We start from the raw sequence: 18,574 nt of genomic DNA on the forward strand, positions 1-18,574 counted from the left end.
TTTTGACCATTTATGATTATCTTCAAATACCTTGCGGCTTTTCATCGCTCTGATGCGCCATTTTGCTGTGTGTGGTTAGACAGTTTTGCTGATTTTCTGCGGCTTCAAACAGTATTTTCTAATCTGGCGGTAAATCCGCTGGCGATAGTGCGCAGCGCCCGTTAACCTGATGTTATTTTTATGTCGTCAGGATCAAAAAGAGAGAGACATTATGAAGGATTCATCCATCCGTATTGCGGTTGTAGGTGCGGGCGGCCGTATGGGACGCCAGCTGATTCAGGCTATCGATCAAATGGACGGCGTGGTATTGGGCGCGGCGCTGGAGCGCTCTGGTTCGTCTCTGATAGGAAGCGATGCCGGTGAACTCGCCGGGCTGGGTAAAAACGGTATTACCGTGAATGAAAGTCTGGATGCCGTGCAGAATGATTTCGATATTTTGATCGACTTCACCCGCCCGGAAGGCACCTTAGCGCATCTGGCGTTTTGCCGTCAGCACAGTAAAGGCATGATTATTGGGACAACTGGCTTTGATGACGCAGGGAAAGCGGCGATTAAGCAAGCTGCGCAGGATATCGGAATTGTGTTTGCGGCGAACTTCAGCGTTGGCGTCAATGTCATGCTGAAGCTGCTGGAAAAAGCGGCCAAGGTCATGGGCGACTATACTGATATCGAAATTATTGAAGCACACCACCGCCACAAAGTGGATGCGCCATCGGGTACCGCGCTGGCGATGGGCGAAGCGATCGCCGATGCGTTGGGACGCGATCTGAAGTCCTGTGCCGTGTACGCGCGTGAAGGCTATACGGGTGAACGCGATCCGAAAAGCATTGGTTTTGCGACCGTACGTGCGGGTGACATTGTCGGTGAACATACGGCGATGTTTGCTGACATTGGCGAGCGCGTTGAGATTACCCACAAGGCATCTAGCCGTATGACATTTGCTAATGGTGCAGTAAGAGCCGCTATCTGGATTAGCTCGAAAGAAAGTGGCCTTTTTGATATGAGAGATGTGCTTTCTCTGGATGATTTATAGTACTTAATTTTTAATACAAATATTATATCTACCTGATAAAGGTGGTTATTTTTATGATCACCTTTTATTTTACCTTTTTCAGGTTAATTTTACCTTATTGTTTCTTTTTATCTGTTTTTTATTCTATTTTTTAGCAGTAATTCTTCCTTGTGACTACCGAAGTCCCCTTTACTGGCGATTTGTTATCCTTATTTTAACGATGTTGTCTCGCAACCGTTTACTTATCTAAGTTGATAGCGTTTTTTACGTCAGTGGGTCACTATTTATTTCGTAAAGCATAAAAATAAGAGAAAAAAAGCGGTTTGGGTAGACAATCAGGAAGACCATCATTAAAATGCGCCCAATTTGCCAAAAATTGGCCTTACAGGTAGTTTTTGCATTGATTTAGTGACTCAAATCTGAATTAATATGCAAATAACGTGATTGTTTATTCCTTGGAGGGTGTTTTGATTAAGTCAGCGCTATTGGTTCTGGAAGACGGAACCCAATTCCACGGTCGGGCCATTGGGGCAGAAGGGTCGGCAGTGGGGGAAGTGGTCTTCAATACGTCGATGACCGGTTATCAAGAAATCCTTACTGATCCTTCCTATTCCCGCCAGATTGTCACTCTCACTTATCCCCATATCGGTAATGTCGGCGCCAATGCCAACGATGAAGAATCCCCCTCTGTACAGGCTCAAGGTCTGGTTATTCGCGATTTACCTCTGATTGCCAGCAACTACCGTAGTGAAGAAAGCCTGTCTGAATACCTCAAACGCAACAACATCGTCGCCATTGCTGATATCGATACCCGTAAACTGACCCGCCTACTGCGTGAGAAAGGCGCACAGAATGGCTGCATCATCGCGGGCGATGCGCCGGATGCTGCCGTCGCGCTGGAGAAAGCGAAAGCCTTCCCGGGGCTGAAGGGTATGGATCTGGCAAAAGAAGTGACGACGGCAGAAAGCTACAGCTGGCTACAGGGAAGCTGGACGCTGGAAGGCGAATTGCCTGCGGCGAAAAACGAAAGCGAACTGCCTTACCACGTTGTGGCCTATGACTACGGTGTGAAACGCAACATTCTGCGTATGCTGGTGGATCGCGGCTGCCGCCTGACGGTTGTTCCGGCGCAGACGCCTGCCGAAGAGGTGCTGAAGCTGAATCCAGACGGTATTTTCCTCTCTAACGGCCCGGGCGACCCAGAGCCGTGCGACTACGCGATTCGCGCGATCAAAACCTTCCTGGAAACGGATATTCCGGTATTCGGCATCTGTCTGGGTCACCAACTGTTGGCACTGGCGAGCGGTGCCAAGACCATCAAAATGAAGCTGGGTCACCACGGTGGCAACCATCCGGTCAAAGATCTGGATAACAACTGTGTGATGATTACCGCGCAGAACCACGGCTTTGCGGTTGATGAAAATAATCTGCCTGCCACGCTGCGCGTCACGCATAAATCCCTGTTTGACCATACGGTTCAAGGAATTCACCGCACGGATAAGCCCGCGTTCAGCTTCCAGGGACACCCGGAAGCGAGCCCAGGCCCGCACGATGCCGCGCCGCTGTTCGACCACTTTATTGACTTGATTCAGACTTACCGTTCTTCAGCTAAATAATCAGGAGCGAGAAAATGCCAAAACGTACAGATATTAAAAGCATCCTGATTCTGGGCGCAGGCCCGATTGTTATCGGCCAGGCGTGTGAGTTCGACTACTCGGGTGCACAGGCGTGTAAAGCGCTGCGTGAAGAGGGTTACCGCGTTATTCTGGTGAACTCAAACCCGGCAACCATCATGACCGACCCGGAAATGGCCGATGCGACCTACATCGAGCCGATTCACTGGGAAGTGGTGCGCAAGATCATTGAAAAAGAGCGTCCAGATGCGGTGCTGCCAACGATGGGCGGCCAGACTGCGCTGAACTGTGCGCTGGAGCTGGAACGTCAGGGCGTGCTGGCCGAATTCGGCGTTACCATGATTGGTGCAACGGCGGATGCGATTGATAAAGCAGAAGATCGCCGCCGCTTCGACGTGGCAATGAAGAAGATCGGTCTGGATACCGCGCGTTCCGGTATTGCACACAATATGGAAGAAGCGCTGGCGGTTGCGGCTGACGTCGGCTTCCCGTGCATCATCCGTCCTTCCTTTACGATGGGCGGCACCGGTGGCGGTATCGCTTACAACCGTGAAGAGTTCGAAGAGATCTGTGAGCGCGGTCTGGATCTGTCTCCAACCAAAGAGCTGCTGATCGATGAATCGCTGATCGGTTGGAAAGAGTATGAGATGGAAGTGGTGCGTGATAAGAACGACAACTGCATCATCGTCTGCTCCATCGAAAACTTCGATGCCATGGGGATCCACACGGGTGACTCCATCACCGTCGCACCGGCACAAACGCTGACCGATAAAGAGTATCAAATCATGCGTAACGCCTCGATGGCGGTACTGCGTGAAATCGGCGTAGAAACGGGCGGTTCCAACGTCCAGTTCTCGGTAAACCCGAAAACCGGCCGTCTGATTGTTATCGAAATGAACCCGCGTGTATCACGTTCTTCCGCGCTGGCGTCTAAAGCGACGGGCTTCCCGATTGCGAAAATCGCGGCCAAGTTGGCTGTAGGTTACACGCTCGATGAGCTGATGAACGACATCACTGGCGGTCGTACGCCAGCGTCCTTCGAACCTGCTATCGACTACGTTGTCACTAAGATTCCACGTTTTAACTTCGAGAAATTCGCGGGTGCCAACGACCGTTTGACCACGCAGATGAAATCTGTGGGTGAAGTGATGGCGATTGGTCGCACGCAGCAGGAATCCTTGCAGAAAGCGCTGCGTGGCCTGGAAGTGGGCGCAACGGGCTTCGATCCGAAAGTGGATCTGGACGATCCAGAAGCGCTGACCAAAATTCGCCGCGAGCTGAAAGATGCCGGTGCCGAGCGTATCTGGTATATCGCCGACGCCTTCCGCGCGGGGATGTCTGTCGATGGCGTGTTTAACCTGACCAACGTTGACCGCTGGTTCCTGGTGCAGATTGAAGAGCTGGTGCGTCTGGAAGAGCAAGTCGCTGAAAAAGGCGCAACTGCGCTGGATGCCGAATTCCTGCGTACGCTGAAGCGTAAAGGCTTTGCTGATGCGCGTCTGGCGAAGCTGGCTGGCGTGGCAGAAAGCGAAATTCGCAAGCTGCGTGATAAGTTCGACCTACATCCCGTCTATAAACGCGTCGATACGTGTGCGGCAGAATTTGCGACCGATACGGCTTATATGTACTCCACGTACGAAGAAGAGTGTGAAGCCAATCCGACTCAGGATCGTGACAAAATCATGGTACTGGGCGGTGGGCCGAACCGTATTGGTCAAGGGATCGAATTTGACTACTGCTGCGTCCACGCTTCACTGGCGCTGCGTGAAGATGGTTATGAAACCATCATGGTCAACTGTAACCCGGAAACCGTTTCAACAGACTACGATACGTCCGACCGTCTGTACTTCGAGCCGGTAACGTTTGAAGACGTGCTGGAAATTGTCCGCATCGAGAAGCCAAAAGGCGTTATCGTGCAGTACGGTGGCCAGACGCCATTGAAACTGGCGCGTGCGCTGGAAGCTGCGGGTGTGCCAGTGATTGGCACCAGCCCGGACGCGATTGACCGTGCAGAAGACCGCGAGCGCTTCCAACAGGCCGTTAATCGTCTGGGGCTGAAGCAACCGGCTAACGCCACGGTTGCGACCATTGAGCAAGCGGTAGAAAAAGCACGTGGTATCGGCTATCCGCTGGTTGTCCGTCCTTCTTATGTTCTGGGCGGTCGTGCGATGGAAATCGTGTATGACGAAATCGATCTGCGTCGCTACTTCCAAAACGCCGTTAGCGTGTCCAACGATGCGCCGGTGCTGTTAGACCGCTTCCTTGACGATGCCATCGAAGTCGACGTTGATGCGATTTGTGACGGTGAGCGCGTGCTGATTGGCGGCATTATGGAGCACATTGAGCAGGCGGGCGTTCACTCCGGTGACTCGGCTTGTTCACTGCCGGCTTATACGCTGAGCAAAGAGATTCAGGACGTGATGCGTCAGCAGGTTGAGAAACTGGCGTTTGAACTTTGCGTTCGCGGCCTGATGAACGTGCAGTTCGCGGTGAAGGATAACGAAGTTTATCTGATTGAAGTGAACCCACGTGCGGCGCGTACCGTACCGTTTGTCTCGAAAGCGACGGGCGTTCCGTTGGCGAAAGTCGCGGCACGTGTGATGGCAGGCAAAACGCTGGCTGAGCAGGGCGTCACGAAAGAAATTATCCCGCCGTACTACTCCGTAAAAGAAGTGGTGCTGCCGTTCAATAAATTCCCTGGCGTTGACCCGATTCTGGGGCCAGAAATGCGTTCAACCGGTGAAGTGATGGGCGTGGGCCGCACGTTTGCTGAAGCGTTTGCTAAAGCGATGCTGGGTAGTAACTCACACATGAAGAAAACCGGACGTGCGCTGCTGTCGGTGCGTGAAGGCGACAAAGCTCGCGTGGTGGATCTGGCGGCCAAGCTGTTGAAGTACGGCTTTGAGCTGGATGCGACGCACGGCACGGCGATTGAGCTGGGCGAAGCGGGCATTAATCCGCGTCTGGTGAACAAGGTGCATGAAGGTCGTCCGCATATTCAGGACCGCATCAAGAACGGCGAGTACACTTACATCGTCAACACCACCGCAGGGCGTCAGGCGATTGAAGATTCCAAGCTGATTCGCCGCAGCGCGCTGCAATATAAGGTGCACTACGACACAACGCTGAACGGCGGTTTTGCTACGGCCATGTCGTTGACGGCAGATCCGACGGAGAAAGTGACTTCCGTGCAGGAAATGCATGCGATGATTAAAGGCTGATTGACCAACTCCGGTAGGCAGTAAGCGGATAATAAAAGCCAGCGTTGGTAACAGCGCTGGCTTTTTTCATGGGCGCGTTTTGAGTGTTAGCCTAGCGCGACTTTGATACCTAACGCGATCAACACTGTTCCCAGCAGCTTATCGACCAGTTTCTGCACTTTAGCCAATCCGCGGCGTACCGGTTCGCTTTGGAAAAGTACCACCAACAGCGGCCACCAGACGAGAGAAAGCAGCCAGATAATCATGGCGTACCACAGTTTTTCACCGAGGCCTGAGTGAATGTTCAGAACCTGAGTGAACATCGCCAGAAAGAAGAGTGTGGCTTTCGGATTCAGCAGGTTGCAGAGATAGCCTTGCAGGAACGCTTTTTTCAGGCTGACGCTTTGCTGTGTCAGATTTGATACGTCCATTTTGCTTCCGCCGCGCGCGAATAGCGCTTGAATACCGATCCAGATCAGATAGGCGGCACCCGCATATTTCAGTACATTAAACAGCCAAGGCGTGGTGGTGATGACGACGGCTAGCCCGGCGACGCAGTACGCCATGTGAGTTGCTACGCCGCAGATGACGCCAAAGGCGGTCATCATTGCAGCAGCACGCGGATAGCGCGCCGCATTCCTGATAACGAGGAAAAAGTCGGGGCCGGGAGAGAGCATCCCCAGCGTGGCGATGGTCGCGACAAACAGTGATGTTTCTAACATGGTCATTCCAGGCAGTGAAGAAAGAGAGGGCCGAGGGAAATCATAGCGCCAGAATAATGAATTCGCATCACACTTATTGGTTATTCGGCGGCGATATGTTAACAATTGTCCTTTCATTTTTTGTGGTTAATTTCAGGGGCGGGTTAGATAACAACATGGTCAGTGAATGTGAGAACCGTGAACCATTATGTGGCGAAAAACGGATGGGTGAAGCGCCACAGCAGCGGGAAATAACCCGACTGTGCATCCAGTGTGCGCTGTTGCTGTTACAGCATGGCGCAGAAAGTATGGTGGTAGAACAGCTGTCGTCACGGCTGGGTATGGCGCTCGGCGCTGATAGCGTTGAGAGTTCAATCTCGGCAAATTCAATTGTGCTGACCACCATCATGCAAGGACATTGCCTGACGTCGACGCGGAAGAATGTGGATCGCGGGATTAATATGCACGTCGTCATTGAGGTTCAGCATGCGGTCATCATGGCCGAGCATAAGCTGCTGGATGTGACAGGGGTGGAAAAACGTCTGGGAAATATCAAACCGCTGCGCTATCCGCGCTGGCTGATGGTTTCCGTTGTGGCGCTCTCCTGCGGCTGCTTCAGCCGTTTGAACGGCGGTGGGTGGGATGCGTTTATCGTCACGCTGATTGCCAGCGGCCTGGCGATGTACGTCCGACAGGTCTTTACGGCGCGACACCTGAATCCGTTGATCAACTTCTGTATTACGGCTTTTGTTGCAACGTCGGCATCCGGGCTGTTGATGCGTTTGCCTGCTTTTGGACAAACTTCGACGGTCGCGATGGCGGCGAGCGTGCTGCTGCTGGTTCCTGGCTTTCCGTTGATTAACGCCGTGGCGGATATGTTTAAAGGGCACGTGAATACCGGTCTGGCACGCTGGACGGTCGCGAGTTTACTGACGCTGGCAACCTGTATTGGCGTGGTGATGGCGATGTCGCTGTGGGGGTTACGCGGATGGGCTTAAGTTTACTGTGGGCACTCTTGCAGGATATGGTGCTGGCGGCGGTCCCTGCGTTGGGATTTGCGATGGTCTTCAACGTGCCGCTGAAAGTGCTGCCTTACTGTGCGCTGCTGGGTGGTGTCGGGCATGGCGTACGGTTTCTGGCGATACATTTCGGCATGAATATCGAGTGGGCGTCGTTTCTGGCGGCGATCCTGATCGGCATCATCGGTATTCGCTGGTCACGCTGGCTGCTAGCGCATCCGAAAGTCTTTACCGTAGCGGCGGTGATCCCGATGTTTCCCGGTATTTCTGCCTATACCGCGATGATTTCGGTGGTGGAGATTTCGCATCTTGGCTACAGCGAAGCGCTGATGAGCGTCATGATAACCAATTTTCTGAAGGCCAGTTTTATCGTCGGCGCGCTCTCTATCGGCCTGTCTTTACCGGGGATCTGGCTCTACCGTAAACGGCCGGGAGTATAAAACTCTTATATTACGTTTCGGTCTTGTATCTATATCGACGAGCGAAAGGGCTTTCCGTATAGTGTCAGCAATTTTCTGACCTACAGGGTTTTTTCACCATGGTTATTAGTTTGATTGCTGCACTGGCAGTGGATCGCGTGATTGGTATGGAAAACGCGATGCCGTGGCATTTGCCAGCCGATCTGGCATGGTTTAAGCGTAATACGCTTAATAAGCCGATTATTATGGGGCGTAATACTTTCCGTTCTATCGGTCAGCCGCTGCCCGGCCGACTGAACATTGTCGTCAGCAATCATCCCGGTGATGACGATCGTGTGACCTGGGTCTCTTCGCTGGACGCTGCGCTGGCGGCGGCGGGCGACGTCGAGGAAGTGATGGTGATTGGCGGCGGCAGTATCTATCAACAAATGCTGGCGCAGGCTAATCGCCTCTATCTGACGCACATTGATGCCGAAGTGGAAGGCGACACGCATTTCCCTGACTATGAGCCGGATGAGTGGCAGTCTGTTTTCAGCGAATTCCATGATGCTGACGAGCGCAACTCACACAGTTACTGCTTCGAAATTCTGGAACGCCGCTAAGCACCTTTCCTGCGATAACGTTCTGTCGATGACCCGCTAAACCCGCCTTTGTGGCGGGTTTTTTCGTTTTCTTACCCGATGTTTACTTCCCCCGCCTGACAGCTTTCCCAAATGGCGTGTCGCAGCCAGCGATGCGCAGGATCGCTCTCGCGTCGCGTATGCCACACCTGCTGGAAGTCAAAGTTGGGTATCGCGAAAGGAGGCGGAAAAATGTGCAAATCTGGCGTAGTGATGTGGGCCATGCTGCGCCGTGCGGCAGTTAAAATCAGGTCAGTACCGGCAATGAGATTGATGGCGGCGTGCCAGTGGGGCAGCGTCAGCACGACATTGCGCGACAGGCCGCTTGCAGCAAGCGCGCTGTCCACTTCATTGGCTGAATCGGGATGCATGGTGACCAGAACATGTGGGCGTTCCAGCCATGCCTCAAACGATAGCGTACCGTTTTCCGGCAGCGTGACGCGGTCGGCCAGACAGGCAAACTGTTCTTCAAAGAGAAGCTCGGCGTGTACTTCAGACGGGCGTTCAGGAAATACGCCGAGGCCTAAATCGATTTCTCCATCAATTAACTGTGCCAGCATCATTTCACGGCCAGCATGACTGACGGCCAGCGAAACGCCGGGAGCCTGCACGCGTAGATGCCGCATGAGCGTTGGCAAAACGGCATTCGTACCGTAATCAGAAAGCGCCAAACGGAAATGTCGCGTGCTATGGCGCGGATCGAACTGCGGAGCTTGTATGAGGCCATTTAGTTGATCAAGCGCGAGTTCCAGCGGGCCGAGTAGCGCCTGTGCACGGGTCGTCAGCGTCAGACCGACTTCACGTCGGACTAACAGCGGATCGTTAAAAATCTGGCGAAGCTGTGCTAGTGAATGGCTGACGGCAGGCTGGCTGCGGTGCAAGCGCAGTGCCGCCCGCGTGACGTGTTTTTCCGTCAACAGCGCATGAAGCGTTAGCAGCAGATTCATATCGATACGACGTAAATCATCCATTCTGTGAATGTCTTCCGTATGAATTACGAATTTCCATCAGTTTAATGGATGATGGAGTATTGGAACATCCCAATTACGTTGTGAACTTATATTGTGAATCAGGGGGCTCCATGTCGTTATTCTCTTCTTTTTCTCTCTCATTATTGCTGCCGCTGGGTATTGCGGTATTCGCCGGGAGCATTGTGCCTTTTCAGGCCGCCAGTAATGCGATGCTGGGGCGCTCGTTAGGCCATCCACTTTGGGCAACGCTGGTGTCCCTGCTGGTCAGCATCTGCGTGCTGTTGCCGATTCTGTTTGCTGCTCGGGTGCCCATGCCAGCACTGGGTAATGCCTTGCAGGGGCCGTGGTGGATCTGGCTGGGCGGCGTGGCGGGCGTGGCTTATATCACCGCCGCCTTATTGCTGACGCCAAAGCTCGGAGCCTCAGGTTTTATTGTCTGCGTGATTGTTGGGCAGGTTGTGGCATCGCTGATCATCGATCACTTTGGTTTGATGGGGTTGGCGGTGAAGCCTGCGACGCTGGGGCGAATCGCGGGTGTCGCGTTAATCGTGATGGGGATGCTGGTGGTGCAATATTCTGCGGCTTCTCAACCGCTGACAAAATCGACCGCGGCAACCCACCAGCAGCCATAGTGAGAGATGAATTCTCCACTTATTAGCGGAAATGGGTCACATTTCCGTCATCTATCATCGCTAGTATGAAAACGAGTAGCGGCTTCCGTCGTTCAATTGAGATGTCGTTAAGCCGCTGTATTTGATAGATAGGAGACAGTAAGCATGACGAATAGAAACCGTAATCTGAATACTGACCGCCTGAGCGATCCAAGCCGCCGTGAATTGCCGTCAGGCGGCGTAGAAGCTGTCGGCCTGTCCGGGTTTCTTGGCGGTGGCATCTGGTCGATTCCCGCCGAGGCGTTGGCCGTACCGTCATCCAAAAAGGTTCAGTCTGAGACGACTTTCCCCTTTCTATGACTCTGGCACGGTTGGGGATGGGGCAACGGCTTTCGAGCCTTTACTCACCCGATAAGGGCGCGCTATCGCCAGAAAGCTCGGTATTTGATGACGTGTTTGATGAAAGCGACGGTTGCGTGAAATAGCGCTTATCGTCCCAACGTAGCATAGTCAGTTCTCCCCCCCAACAGCACCCGGTATCCAGCGCGTAAATGTTTTCCGGCGTGCCTTTCCCTTCCAGCGAGGCCCAGTGTCCGAACGCAATCGCGTATTCCCCAGTAACCTGACTCGGCAGCTCAAACCACGGTTTTAGCAGAGAAGGGGCCTGACTCGGCGGCTCTTTACACAGCATATCCAACTGCCCACCAGAGAAGCAGTAGCGCATACGGGTAAAGACATTGGTGCTAAAGCGTAGACGGGCCAGACCGCTGAGCTCTGGGCTCCAGTGGTTCGGCATATCGCCATACATGGCATCGAGGAAAAGCGGGTAGCTGTCGCTGCTCAGGATCGATTCGACTTCGCGTGTGCACATGAGCGCCGTCGGCAGATCCCACTGCGGTGTGATGCCCGCGTGCGCCATCACCAGCTTCAGCTCTTCATCAACCTGCAAGATCGGCTGGCGACGTAGCCAGTTGATGAGCTCGTCGGCATCGGGTGCGGTAAGGAGCTCGTTGAGCCGATCTTTCGGCTTGTTGCGGCTGATGCCTGCATAAACGGCTAGCAGGTGCAGATCGTGATTGCCAAGCACCATGCGAACAGAGGAACCGAGGGAGCGAACAAAGCGTAGAACCTGGAGGGAATCCGGCCCGCGTGCGACTAAATCGCCAGTTAGCCAGAGCGTATCTTGCTCTGGATTAAAGGAAACTTGCGCCAATAGCGCATTAAGTTCCACGAAACAGCCGTGAACATCGCCAACTAAATAGGTAGACATAATTAATGTATCAGTGAAGGAATAGCCAGACGGAAAACGGGGATGGAAACCTGAAACGCTTTACCCTGATGGTCAACCATATGGTAGTGGCCTTCCATCGTGCCGAGAGGCGTTTCGATGACGGCACCGCTGGTATATTGGAATTCGCCGCCGGGCTGGATAATCGGCTGTTCGCCGACGACGCCTTCACCCTGAACTTCAGTCTGGCGACCGTTACCATTGGTGATCAGCCAATAGCGTCCCAAAAGCTGGACTTCATGACGCCCCAGATTGCGAACCGTAATCGTGTAAGCAAACACGAAACGTTCTTCATCAGGCTCCGACTGTGATTCCACGTAGAAGCTCTGAACCTGTACACAAACACGGGGCGCATTAATCATGATGAACTCCAGTTATTCCTGTTTTGCAGGATGCTCGCTCAACCAGTTCGCCAATCGGCAATATTGTTCAACGGTCACATTCTCTGCGCGGCTGGAGACATCGATTCCCAGCTCGGTGAGAATTTCCGGGGTGAACAGGTTGCCCAGACTGTTACGCAGTGTCTTACGGCGCTGGTTAAACGCTTCCGTTGTGATGCGGCTCAGCACGCGAATGTCGCTGACCGGGTAGGGGATCTCGGCATGAGGAACGAGTCGCACTACGGCGGAATCAACTTTAGGCGCGGGCTTGAATGCCTCTGGTGGTACTTCAAGCACTGGGATTATCTGACAATAATACTGTGCCATGACGCTCAGGCGTCCGAAGGCTTTACTGTTCGGCCCTGCCACCAAGCGGTTAACCACCTCTTTCTGCAACATAAAGTGCATGTCGCGGATAGATTGAGTATAGGTGAACAAGTGGAACATCAGCGGTGTGGAAATATTATACGGCAGGTTGCCGAAAACACGCAGCGGTTGCCCAGCCTGTTCAGCGAGCGCGGCGAAATCGATCGTCATGGCATCTTGCTGAATAATCGTCAGCTTGTCTTTCAGCGTCGGATGCGTTTCCAGGCGCGCTGCCAGATCCCTATCCAGCTCTATAACGGTAAAACGATCCATCCGTTCGCCAACGGGCGCGGTCAACGCGCCGAGGCCGGGACCGATCTCGACGATCGCTTGACCCGGTTGAGGATGAATCGCCGAAACGATGCTATCGATCACGAAGTGATCGTTTAAAAAGTTTTGCCCAAAACGTTTACGGGCGAAGTGACCTTGGTGTACGCGATTATTCATTACTGTGTTTTATCATTTTAATGGCAAGATTTAATGCCGTGATGAAGCTGCCGGGGTCGGCGCTGCCGGTTGCGGCCAGCTCAAGCGCTGTACCGTGATCGACCGACGTACGAATAAAAGGTAACCCCAGCGTGATATTAACGGCGCGCCCGAAGCCCTGATATTTCAGAACCGGGAGCCCTTGATCGTGATACATCGCCAAAACGGCGTCAGCGTGTTGCAGATACTTTGGCTGGAAAAGCGTGTCGGCAGGCAACGGCCCAACCAGCGTGATGCCCTGCTGCCGGAGTTCGTCCAGCGCTGGGTTAATCACATCCAGCTCTTCACGGCCCATATGGCCGCCTTCACCGGCATGAGGATTTAGCCCACACACATAGATTTGCGGTTGAGCGATGCCGAATTTTGTCTGCAAATCATGATGCAAAATCGTGATGACTTCGTGCAGGCTCTGGCGGGTAATCGCCGCAGAAACGGCTGCAAGCGGAAGATGCGTGGTCGCTAAGGCAACGCGCAGTTCTTCTGTTGCCAGCATCATGACGACACGGTCACAGCGGCTGCGATCGGCGAAAAACTCAGTGTGTCCGCTGAAGGGAACGCCGGCATCGTTGATAATGCCTTTATGCACCGGGCCGGTAATCAGCGCGGCGAATTCACCGTTCAGGCAGCCATCACAAGCACGCGCCAACGTTTCAACGACATAAGCGCTGTTAGCGACATTCAATTGGCCTGGAATGATGGTTGCTGGTGCGGCGATCGGCAGAATGGTCAGGCTACCCGCCTGTTGTGGCTGTGCGGGCTGGCCGGGTTGATAGTCACGTAGCGTCAGCGGCATAGACAGCTGTAATGCGCGACTGAGTAACAGGTCAGGATCCGCACAGATCACGAGCTCTACAGGCCAGGCCTGCTGAGCCAGAGCAATCACCAGATCGGGGCCAATCCCGGCGGGTTCGCCGGGGGTGATCACAACGCGTGGCGTATTGCTCTCAGTCTGCATTAGTTACTGGCACCATTAATCACTTTGACATAGGCCGCTGCACGCTGTTCCTGCATCCAGGTTTGCGCTTCTTCAGCGAATTTACGATTAAAGATCATACGGTACGCTTGCTCTTTTTGCGCCGCGTCGGTTTTATCAACCTGACGGGTGTCTAGCAACTGAATCAGGTGCCAGCCAAAAGAGGAATGAACAGGCTGACTGATTTCGCCTTTCTTCAGTTTCAACAACGCATCGCGGAAGGCCGGATCGTACATATCTGGAGAAGCCCAGCCAAGGTCGCCGCCCTGATTCGCTGAACCTGGATCCTGAGAGAGCAGTTTGGCTTGTGAGGCGAAATCGGTGCTGCCGTTTTTGATCTGCTGTGCCACTTCGGCCAGCTTGGCTTGCGCCTGGCTGTCCGTCATGACGACAGACGGCTTGATCAGAATATGGCGAGCATGCGTTTCGGTTACCGATACGCTTTTGTTACCGCCGCGAATATCGTTCACTTTCAGAATGTGGAAACCCACACCAGAACGGATCGGGCCAACGACCTGACCTTTCTGCGCCTGTGTTAAGCGTTCAGCAAACAGCGTTGGGATCTCTTGCAACTTGCCCCAGCCCATTTGGCCGCCTTTCAGCGCCTGAGGATCCGCAGAATAGGTAATGGCCAACTTGCCAAAATCCGCGCCTTCATTGATTTGTTTCACCAGCGACGTTGCCAGATTTTCCGCTTCATCAACCTGCTGCTGAGTCGGGTTTTCTGGTAATGGGATCAGAATGTGGCTCAGATTCAGTTCATCGTTTTCACCGGTCTGGGTGGCGATTTGCTTAGCCAGCGTATCGACTTCCTGTGGCAGCACGGTAATGCGACGGCGGACTTCGTTGTTACGCACTTCCGAAATCAGCATCTCTTTGCGAATCTGGTTACGGTAGGTGTTGTAGTTCAGACCTTCATAAGCCAACTGGCTTTTTAACTGGTCCAGAGACATCCGGTTCTGAGCGGCAATATTGGTAATCGCCTGATTCAGCTGCTCATCCGTCACCTGGATACCCATCTTCTGCGCCATTTGCAGGATGATGTTATCCATGATCAGGCGATCGGTAATCTGATGACGCAGCGTGGCGTCATCCGGCAACTGTTGCCCGGCCTGCTGGGCGTTCAGTTTTACCGACTGCAAAAGACTGTTTACATCACTTTCCAACACGACGCTGTTGTCGACCACTGCTGCGACTTTATCAACCACCTGTGGTGCTGCGAACGCGGTAGAGGCACTCAGTGCCAATCCGAGAATAAGCGTTCTCCAGTTCTTCATACCTTTCCCATTATTTCATCCGCAAGGCGGGTTAAAAGTTCCAACGTTTCAGTGAGACAGCCTGTTTGCCACATCCTTATCGGCTAAGCACTCCGTATTGCATCAGAATGCGCGCTGGTAAGGCAAAATACCCGAGCGAAGCATTTTTTCGGAACCCAGACTGTAATTGCTGCTTAGACCACGTAATTCGATATTAAATGACACTTTGTTGTCGTATTCGCTGCTGCGGCTGGCGCTGTTCCAGTCGGTAATTTTACGTTCATAACCAACGCTCACGGCCCAACAGCAGGTATTGTACTGCAGCCCAATCAGCTGATTTGCTGGCTGATTAGCCTTGGTGTCGTAATAATAAGCCCCAACCACCGCCCAACGTTCGACGATCGGCCAGCTCGCGGTGATACCGACCTGCGAAATACCTTGCTGAGAACCCTGATTTGTTACGTTCGGCAGCATGTCGCGAATGTATTCAGGGCTGGCGTAACGGTAGTTCAACTGCACCAGACGTTCCGCATCGCGACGGTATTCTAACACGGCGTCGCCCAGCGCGACTTCGTTCAGACGATTGTCATATTGCAGACCCCCGCGAACGCCCCACCTGTCATCGATTTTCAGGAAGGAGTCACCGGCCCACACCTGGCTGCCGTTGTTGTCGCTTTTATCGAGTGACGTATTGCGGTCACCGGTACGTGGACGATCAAAGTAATAGATTTGACCAATAGAAGCGTTAAAACGTTCAACCAGCGCATCATCATAAATACGCGTAGTGACACCGGTCGCAATCTGGTTCGCGGACGCGATGCGATCCAGGCCGCTGTAGCTGCGATCGCGGAACAGGCCGGAATAGTCGGTCTGCATCAGCGTGGAGTCATAGGTATGAATGCCGCTCTGATCGCGATAGGGGACATAGAGATATTGCGCGCGAGGTTCCAGCGTCTGGGTATAGGCCTGCGACCAGTCCATTTCGCGCTCAAAGACCATTTTGCCATCCACTTTATATTGCGGCATGACACGGTTAACGGAGCTCTGGAGCGCGTTTTTATTGACGTCGGTGACGGTAGGATCGGCGCGATAGCGATCCAGATTGTCCTGTTGATAGTGCGTCGCTAACAGCTTGGCTTCGGTATTCAGACTGGCCCAGCGGTTTGCCAGCGGGAGATTCAGCGTTGGCTCAGCGTGCAGACGTGTCGCTTCCGGCCGATTGTCGTTGACGTTGGTAAATTTTACCGCCTGACCATAAAGGTGCATATCAATCGGGCCGATATCATTCTGGTAATAATTGATATCGAGCTGCGGCTCAGCACGGTAGACATCACGGCTGGTCGCATTGGAAAAGACCTGGAATTGTCTGGTGGACAGCGAGGTGTTCCAGTTTTGGTTCGCATAGCCCGCACTGAATTTTTGGGTAACGTAGCCATCGGTAGTTGAACCGTAATTCGACTCCAGATCGGTGAAGTAGCGATCGTCGCTGACTTTCGTGTAATCGGCGTTAAAACGCCATACCTGATCCATCACGCCGCTATGACCCCAGTGGAACAGCCAGCGGGTATCGTTACTATCTTGCGGGGAGACTTTGGCATATTCATTGTCGCTGGGCAGCCAGTCGAACTGAATGACACCAAGGCCTGGTGTGGTCAGGTAGCGGAATTCGTTCTGCCACTGCATACCACGTTTAGTTTGCAGATGCGGTGTGATCGTGGCGTCAAAATTAGGGGCAATATTCCAGTAATAGGGCGTCAGCAGTTCGAAGCCATTGCTGCTACCATATTTCGCATTGGGGATCAGGAAGCCAGAGCGTCGTTTATCGCCGATAGGAAGCTGTAAATACGGGCTATAGAACACAGGTACGCCAGCAATCTTGAAACGTGCGTTCCAGATTTCAGCAACCTGCTCTTCTCTGTCTTGAATCACTTCCGAACCGACGACACTCCAGCTATTATCTCCCGGCAGACAGGAAGTGAAGGAGCCGTTTTCCAGAATGGTGTAGCGATTGCTGTCACGCATTTTCATTTTGTCGGCGGAACCACGCCCTTGACGGCCCACCATCTGATAGTCGCCTTCATAGACGTCGGTATCTTTGGTGTTCAGGTTGGCCCAGGCTTTAGGGCCTTTCAGGATAACCTGATTGTCGTCGTAGTGGACATTTCCCGTCGCAGTAATGGTACGCGTAGGCGCGCTACCCTGCGTTATCGGATCCAGCTGGTTCAGTTCCACCTGTTCGGCGGTCATGACGCTGTTGCCCTGCTGGATGTTAACATTGCCGGTGAATTTGGCGTTGTCGGGATAGTTGGCTTCGGTTTTGTCGGCCTGAATATTGACCGGCAACTGATTAGGATCGCCTGTTACCAGCGGTCTGTTGTACGTAGGTACACCCAGCATGCACTGTTCAGCGAGATCGGCCAGCGCGTGCTGGCTGTAAAGCGCCGACCAAACCAGAGTGGCCAGCAGAGTTGGGAAACTTTTTTTCATACGTGGTATCAGGTGTTCCGTCATCAGGGGCATCATGCCGGCAAACGGTCAGAGACTATATCACTCGTTAGCGTTGCGCCAGTGTTAAATCCCCACCGCCTATACGCACCGCCGTTAGGTGCAAAGATAAATGACAGGTATGATAAAGCAATTTTTGGCTGACGGCATGAGGATTTGAGGAGTATATGCGGTATTGGGGAAAGTTGCTGGGGTTGGCGCTGGGAATCGTCTCAAGCGCTGGCATCTGGGGAATGATCATGGGCTTACTGATGGGGCATTGGATTGACAAAGCTCGGGCATCGCGTCGCCGTGACTATTTCTCCGCTCAGTCTACCCGTCAGTCATTGTTCTTTCTCACGACCTTTCAGGCCATGGGACACCTGACCAAATCCAAAGGCCGGGTGACGGAAGCCGATATCAAGATTGCAACCAAAATGATGGATCGCCTTGAGCTGTTTGGTGAGGCCAGAACCGCCGCTCAACGGGCTTTCCGTGAAGGAAAGACCAGTCATTTCCCTCTGCGAATAAAATTACGCAAGCTACGCGATGCCTGTCTGGGACGTTTTGATTTAATTAAGATGTTTCTGGAAATTCAGCTTCAGGTCGCGTTTGTTGATGGCGTTTTGCATCCAAATGAACGACGCGTGTTGTATGTGATTGCCGATGAGCTGGGCGTAACGCGCGAGCAGTTTGAGTTCTTTTTGCGGAATATGGAAAGTAGCACGGGGCAACAGTCGCGGCAGAATCAGTCACGCCAGAACGGTAAATCGCATCAACGACGCAGTAACGGCCATTCCAGTGGGGGCTACTCCAACGGACACTCTTATGGCGGCCAACGCCCGGCTTCACCGCCGCGTGGGCCAACGGTCGAAAGTGCCTGTCGTACGCTAGGCGTGCGCAGCAGTGATGACGCCGTGACGATTAAGCGTGCCTACCGCAAACTCATGAGCGAGCATCATCCCGATAAGCTGGTCGCCAAGAAGCTTTCGCCGAGGATGATGGAGATGGCCAAGCGCAAAGCGCAGGATATTCAGGCCGCCTATGAACTGCTGAAAAGCGCGAATCAGACAAAATAATCCGCATCCTTCCTCTTCTTACTCCTTCCCTGTTTTACCGCTCCAGCAAACACCGATTTGCAAATACCGTCGGCA

At 53.3% G+C, this 18,574-nt stretch carries 17 protein-coding genes; 9 read left to right on the top strand and 8 right to left on the bottom strand.

Annotation, left to right across the window (positions count from 1 at the left end; genetic code table 11):
* Nucleotides 1-211: 211 nt before the first annotated feature.
* The 3 genes from dapB to carB all read left to right on the top strand — a co-directional run bounded on the left by dapB (nt 212) and on the right by carB (nt 5,867).
* Nucleotides 212-1,033 (top strand): 4-hydroxy-tetrahydrodipicolinate reductase, encoded by an 822-nt coding sequence (gene dapB, locus MYB54_RS02850; RefSeq protein ID WP_248721474.1) that lies wholly within the window; start codon nt 212-214, stop codon nt 1,031-1,033.
* A 446-nt stretch (nt 1,034-1,479) separates the two neighbouring features.
* Complete coding sequence (carA, locus tag MYB54_RS02855; RefSeq protein WP_010681763.1) at nt 1,480-2,628, top strand: glutamine-hydrolyzing carbamoyl-phosphate synthase small subunit; 1,149 nt, start codon at nt 1,480-1,482, stop codon at nt 2,626-2,628.
* A gap of 14 nt (nt 2,629-2,642) precedes the next feature.
* Nucleotides 2,643-5,867: a carbamoyl-phosphate synthase large subunit gene (gene carB, locus MYB54_RS02860; RefSeq protein WP_014916699.1), complete on the top strand. Its 3,225-nt coding sequence runs from the start codon at nt 2,643-2,645 to the stop codon at nt 5,865-5,867.
* 86 nt (nt 5,868-5,953) lie between these two features.
* On the opposite strand, the gene MYB54_RS02865 is transcribed toward carB, so the two are convergent.
* On the bottom strand, nt 5,954-6,568 hold the full coding sequence (locus MYB54_RS02865) for a LysE family transporter (protein ID WP_014916698.1): 615 nt from the start codon (nt 6,566-6,568) through the stop codon (nt 5,954-5,956).
* A gap of 203 nt (nt 6,569-6,771) precedes the next feature.
* Between MYB54_RS02865 and MYB54_RS02870 the strand changes: the two genes are divergently transcribed.
* The 3 genes from MYB54_RS02870 (at nt 6,772) to folA (ending at nt 8,587) form a co-directional block, all read left to right on the top strand.
* Nucleotides 6,772-7,545 carry a threonine/serine exporter family protein gene (locus tag MYB54_RS02870; protein ID WP_039285342.1) on the top strand — a complete coding sequence of 258 codons (774 nt, stop codon included), beginning with the start codon at nt 6,772-6,774 and terminating at the stop codon, nt 7,543-7,545.
* Nucleotides 7,536-8,006 (top strand): threonine/serine exporter, encoded by a 471-nt coding sequence (locus tag MYB54_RS02875; protein ID WP_010681755.1) that lies wholly within the window; start codon nt 7,536-7,538, stop codon nt 8,004-8,006. Before MYB54_RS02870 ends, MYB54_RS02875 begins: the two co-directional genes overlap by 10 nt.
* Nucleotides 8,007-8,104: 98 nt before the next feature.
* Complete coding sequence (gene folA, locus MYB54_RS02880) at nt 8,105-8,587, top strand: type 3 dihydrofolate reductase (protein WP_010299774.1); 483 nt, start codon at nt 8,105-8,107, stop codon at nt 8,585-8,587.
* A gap of 71 nt (nt 8,588-8,658) precedes the next feature.
* On the opposite strand, the gene MYB54_RS02885 is transcribed toward folA, so the two are convergent.
* A complete protein-coding gene (locus MYB54_RS02885; protein WP_248721475.1) occupies nt 8,659-9,576 on the bottom strand; it encodes a LysR family transcriptional regulator in 918 nt (305 codons plus the stop codon).
* Between the two features lie 110 nt (nt 9,577-9,686).
* On the opposite strand from MYB54_RS02885, the gene MYB54_RS02890 reads away from it, so the two are divergent.
* On the top strand, nt 9,687-10,208 hold the full coding sequence (locus MYB54_RS02890) for a DMT family transporter (protein ID WP_206555338.1): 522 nt from the start codon (nt 9,687-9,689) through the stop codon (nt 10,206-10,208).
* Nucleotides 10,209-10,352: 144 nt separating this feature from the next.
* Nucleotides 10,353-10,547, top strand: a complete 195-nt coding sequence (locus tag MYB54_RS02895) for a hypothetical protein (protein ID WP_039501526.1) — start codon at nt 10,353-10,355, stop codon at nt 10,545-10,547.
* 40 nt (nt 10,548-10,587) lie between these two features.
* On the opposite strand, the gene apaH is transcribed toward MYB54_RS02895, so the two are convergent.
* The 6 genes from apaH to lptD form a co-directional block, all read right to left on the bottom strand.
* Complete coding sequence (gene apaH / locus MYB54_RS02900) at nt 10,588-11,457, bottom strand: bis(5'-nucleosyl)-tetraphosphatase (symmetrical) ApaH (RefSeq protein WP_248721476.1); 870 nt, start codon at nt 11,455-11,457, stop codon at nt 10,588-10,590.
* A gap of 2 nt (nt 11,458-11,459) precedes the next feature.
* Entirely contained in the window at nt 11,460-11,837 is a 378-nt protein-coding gene (gene apaG / locus MYB54_RS02905; RefSeq protein WP_010681750.1) for a Co2+/Mg2+ efflux facilitator ApaG/CorD, read from the bottom strand.
* 12 nt (nt 11,838-11,849) lie between these two features.
* The gene (gene rsmA / locus MYB54_RS02910; RefSeq protein WP_014916690.1) at nt 11,850-12,668 is read right to left on the bottom strand and encodes a 16S rRNA (adenine(1518)-N(6)/adenine(1519)-N(6))-dimethyltransferase RsmA; all 819 of its coding nucleotides are present in this window, start codon (nt 12,666-12,668) and stop codon (nt 11,850-11,852) included.
* On the bottom strand, nt 12,661-13,662 hold the full coding sequence (pdxA, locus tag MYB54_RS02915) for a 4-hydroxythreonine-4-phosphate dehydrogenase PdxA (RefSeq protein ID WP_014916689.1): 1,002 nt from the start codon (nt 13,660-13,662) through the stop codon (nt 12,661-12,663). The genes rsmA and pdxA overlap by 8 nt, the downstream gene beginning before the upstream one ends.
* The gene (surA, locus tag MYB54_RS02920) at nt 13,662-14,957 is read right to left on the bottom strand and encodes a peptidylprolyl isomerase SurA (protein WP_039278231.1); all 1,296 of its coding nucleotides are present in this window, start codon (nt 14,955-14,957) and stop codon (nt 13,662-13,664) included. The genes pdxA and surA overlap by 1 nt, the downstream gene beginning before the upstream one ends.
* Before the next feature lie 102 nt (nt 14,958-15,059).
* Nucleotides 15,060-17,423, bottom strand: coding sequence for an LPS assembly protein LptD (gene lptD, locus MYB54_RS02925; RefSeq protein WP_248721477.1), 2,364 nt, complete (start codon nt 17,421-17,423; stop codon nt 15,060-15,062).
* A 185-nt stretch (nt 17,424-17,608) separates the two neighbouring features.
* On the opposite strand from lptD, the gene djlA reads away from it, so the two are divergent.
* Complete coding sequence (gene djlA, locus MYB54_RS02930) at nt 17,609-18,499, top strand: co-chaperone DjlA (RefSeq protein ID WP_014916686.1); 891 nt, start codon at nt 17,609-17,611, stop codon at nt 18,497-18,499.
* Nucleotides 18,500-18,574 lie beyond the last annotated feature (75 nt).

Origin of the sequence: Pectobacterium nicotianae (assembly GCF_023272715.1) — a bacterium.
In the GTDB taxonomy this organism is placed as follows: Bacteria; Pseudomonadota; Gammaproteobacteria; order Enterobacterales; family Enterobacteriaceae; genus Pectobacterium; species Pectobacterium brasiliense.

Bases quoted from the DNA above. Each gene is read 5' to 3' on its own strand.
- dapB (WP_248721474.1), top strand. From the start codon at position 212: ATGAAGGATTCATCCATCCGTATTGCGGTTGTAGGTGCGGGCGGCCGT.
- carB (WP_014916699.1), top strand. From the start codon at position 2,643: ATGCCAAAACGTACAGATATTAAAAGCATCCTGATTCTGGGCGCAGGC.
- MYB54_RS02865 (WP_014916698.1), bottom strand. From the start codon at position 6,568: ATGTTAGAAACATCACTGTTTGTCGCGACCATCGCCACGCTGGGGATG.
- MYB54_RS02870 (WP_039285342.1), top strand. From the start codon at position 6,772: ATGGGTGAAGCGCCACAGCAGCGGGAAATAACCCGACTGTGCATCCAG.
- MYB54_RS02875 (WP_010681755.1), top strand. From the start codon at position 7,536: ATGGGCTTAAGTTTACTGTGGGCACTCTTGCAGGATATGGTGCTGGCG.
- folA (WP_010299774.1), top strand. From the start codon at position 8,105: ATGGTTATTAGTTTGATTGCTGCACTGGCAGTGGATCGCGTGATTGGT.
- MYB54_RS02885 (WP_248721475.1), bottom strand. From the start codon at position 9,576: ATGGATGATTTACGTCGTATCGATATGAATCTGCTGCTAACGCTTCAT.
- MYB54_RS02890 (WP_206555338.1), top strand. From the start codon at position 9,687: ATGTCGTTATTCTCTTCTTTTTCTCTCTCATTATTGCTGCCGCTGGGT.
- MYB54_RS02895 (WP_039501526.1), top strand. From the start codon at position 10,353: ATGACGAATAGAAACCGTAATCTGAATACTGACCGCCTGAGCGATCCA.
- apaH (WP_248721476.1), bottom strand. From the start codon at position 11,457: ATGTCTACCTATTTAGTTGGCGATGTTCACGGCTGTTTCGTGGAACTT.
- apaG (WP_010681750.1), bottom strand. From the start codon at position 11,837: ATGATTAATGCGCCCCGTGTTTGTGTACAGGTTCAGAGCTTCTACGTG.
- rsmA (WP_014916690.1), bottom strand. From the start codon at position 12,668: ATGAATAATCGCGTACACCAAGGTCACTTCGCCCGTAAACGTTTTGGG.
- pdxA (WP_014916689.1), bottom strand. From the start codon at position 13,662: ATGCAGACTGAGAGCAATACGCCACGCGTTGTGATCACCCCCGGCGAA.
- surA (WP_039278231.1), bottom strand. From the start codon at position 14,957: ATGAAGAACTGGAGAACGCTTATTCTCGGATTGGCACTGAGTGCCTCT.
- lptD (WP_248721477.1), bottom strand. From the start codon at position 17,423: ATGAAAAAAAGTTTCCCAACTCTGCTGGCCACTCTGGTTTGGTCGGCG.
- djlA (WP_014916686.1), top strand. From the start codon at position 17,609: ATGCGGTATTGGGGAAAGTTGCTGGGGTTGGCGCTGGGAATCGTCTCA.